Consider the following 3,295-nt stretch of genomic DNA (forward strand, 5'->3'; position numbering starts at 1 on the left):
CCGCATCCGGCGACAACCGCACCTGAGCAGCAAACAAATCGGCCAACGACCCCACCGGAACCGGCCGCGACGTCGCATTCCACACCTCGACCAACTGCTGCCGCTCCGCGGAATCCACCACCTCGATCGCGCCGAGACACGCCGACGGATCCCCCGCCACCTGCTCCAACACCCGAACCAGACGATCCGCCAGCGAACGAGCCGTGGACTCGTCGAACAGATCCGTCGCGTACTGGATCGCGCCGATGATGCCTGCCGGGCGGCCGTCGTCGTCCCGGCGCTCGACCAGCGTCACCGACAGGTCGAACTTCGCCGAGGTCTGATCCGAGCTGTGTCCGGTAGGGCGAACGACCACGCCCGGGAGGTTCCAGCCGTCGTCGCCCTGCTCCTGCGGCAGGTTCTGCACCAGCAGCATCACCTGGAACAGCGGGTTGTGCGCCAGTGATCTGACCGGGCTCAGCTCCTCGACCAGGCGTTCGAACGGGAGTTCCTGGTTCGCGTACGCCGCCAGGTCCGTCTCCCGCACCCGAGCCAGCAACTCCGTGAACGACGGATCGCCGGACAGGTCGGTACGCAGCACCAGCGTGTTGACGAAGAATCCGACCAGCTGCTCCACGGCGGCGTCACCACGGCCGGCGACGACCGTACCGATCGGAATGTCGTTGCCCGCGCCCATCTTGGACAGCAGCATCGTCAGCGCCGCGTGCGCCACCATGAACATGGTCGCGCCGCCACGCTGCGCGAATTCCACCAGCCGCGCGTGCGTTTCCGCGTTCACCTCGATCGGCACCGACCCACCCCGGAACGATGCGGTGGCCGGGCGCGGCCGGTCGGTCGGCAGCGCCAACTCCTGCGGGATGCCCGAGAGGGTCTCCCGCCAGTAGCCGAGCTGGCCGGCGATCAGGCTCGACTCGTCGTCGAGGTCGCCGAGGACCTCGCGCTGCCACAGGGCGTAATCGGCGTACTGCACGTCCAATTCGGTCCAGGCCGGGACCTGGCCCTGACGCCGGGCCGTATAAGCCGCCCGCAGATCCCGGGTCAGCACACCCATCGACCAGCCGTCGAGCGCGATGTGGTGCGCCACGATCGCCAGCACGTACTCACCCGCTGCCGGCACGAGCAGTTGGGCACGCCACGGCAGCTCGGTGTTCAGGTCGAAGCCACGACCGAAGAACGCCGCCACCACCGACGACACATCACTCTCGGCGACCTCGCTGACCAGCAGCGACGGCCGGCCCGCGGCGCCCTCCTGGATCTGCTGGCAGGCCACCCCGTTCACCTCGGGATAGATCGTGCGAAGCACTTCATGGCGGTCGGCGACGTCACCGAGTGCTGCTTCCAGCGCGGCCACGTCCAGATCGCCGGAGATCCGCAGCGCCATCGGCATGTTGTAGGCCACGCTCTGACCGGCGTCCTCGATCCGGTTCAAGAACCACATCCGCTGCTGGCCGTACGACAACGGCAACACCGCCGGACGCTCACCGGCAGTCAGAGCCCTCCGCGCCGTACCGGCCGCCGCCGCGATCTGCTCGGCCACCCCAGCCACCGTCGGAGCCGTGAACAGGCCCCGGACACTGACCTCACTCTCGAACACCGAACGAATCCGAGCGATCAACCGCATCGCCGACAGCGAATCACCACCGAGCTCGAAGAACGACACATCCGCCGGCACCGACTCCACACCGAGAATCTCCGCGAACAGAGCACACAGGATCTCCTCGGCGGCGGTCGCCGCGGCCCGGCCGGCAGTGGGCAGGTCCGGGGCCGGCAGGGCAGCCCGGTCCAGCTTCCCGTTAGCGTTCAGCGGCAGCGTGTCCAGCACGAGCAGCGTCGGCAGCATGTACTCCGGCAGCCGCCCGGCAGCGAACTCCCGCACCGCGGCCACCTCCAACTCGTCACCGGCGGCGACCAGGTAACCGATCAGCTGGTTGTCACGGGCGATCACGGCGGCCTGCGCGACCTGCGGATGCTGTTGCAGCACCGCCTGCACCTCGGCAGGTTCGATCCGGAACCCACGGATCTTCACCTGATCGTCCGAACGACCCGTGAAATGCAGCAACCCTTCGCTGTCCCAGCGGGCCAGGTCACCACTGCGATACAACCGGCCACCGACACCCGACGGATCCGCCACGAACCGATGCGCCGTCAGATCCGGACGATCGACATACCCCTGCGCCAGCCCGAGACCACCGATATACACCTCACCGACCACACCCACCGGCACCGGCTGCAAAAACTCATCCAGCACCAACACCCGCGCATTACCGATCGGCCGGCCCATCGACGGACCCGCACCCGACACCGGCAGCACCACCGGCGCCGCAGTCGTAATCACCGTCGCCTCAGTCGGACCATACGTATTCCACACCTGCGAACCCGCCGACCACCGCGACGCCAGACCCGCACTCAAAAACTCCGCACCCAACACCCACCGACGGATCCCCGCCACCTGCGCCGGATCCAACGCTGCCAGCAGCGACGGCACCACACTGGCCACCCGGACATCCGCATCCCGCACCAGCCGCGACAACGCGGCCATATCCCGCCGCTGCTCGTCATCGGCGATCACCAGCGTGCCGCCAGCGCCGAGCACTGTCACCACGTCCAGCACCGAGGCGTCGAAACTGAACGACGCGAACTGCAACGCGGCAGTTCCCGCGGAAACGTCCAGGACCGGGGCCATCACCTGCGCCAGGCTCGCGACACCCGCATGCGCCACCGCGACACCCTTCGGCGTCCCGGTCGAACCCGACGTGTAGATCACATACGCCAGATCACGGCCATCAAGAACGACTGCGGGAACCTCGCCGCCCGATTCCCAAGTGGGATCCCAGTCGGAAAGCACCAGCGACGTGCCCGCGGCCATCAACTCCCGCCGCGCCACCGGAAGCTGCGGATCCAACGGCACGAACGCCGCACCGACCCGCCACACACCCAGCATCGCCGCGACCATCTCCACACCCCGCGGCAGACACAACCCCACCCGATCACCACGACCCACGCCAGCCCCGGCCAACCCGGCCGCGACACCGGACGCCCAACCATCCAACTGCCCATACGTCAGCGACCGGCCACCACCGTCACGCACCGCAACCGCATCCGGGGTCTCCGCCACCCAACGGGCGATCATCAACGGCACCGACGCGGCTGCCACCGGCACCGCAGTGTCGTTCCACTCCCGCGTCACCAACGCCCGCTCCGCACCGGTCAGCACATCGACCTGACTGAGCGTGAGCTGCGGATCCGCGGCCACCTGCGTCAGCACCGCGACCAGACGATCCGCCAGCGAACGGGC

1 protein-coding gene is annotated in these 3,295 nt (G+C 68.3%); it reads right to left on the minus strand.

All coding sequences use genetic code 11. The annotated features are described in order from the left end of the window. A partial coding sequence (locus CHC09_RS44745) for a non-ribosomal peptide synthetase (protein ID WP_143232968.1) occupies window positions 1–3,295 on the minus strand: 3,295 nt, incomplete at both ends.

It is taken from the genome of Actinoplanes regularis, assembly GCF_900188005.1.
Taxonomy (GTDB): Bacteria; Actinomycetota; Actinomycetes; order Mycobacteriales; family Micromonosporaceae; genus Actinoplanes; species Actinoplanes regularis.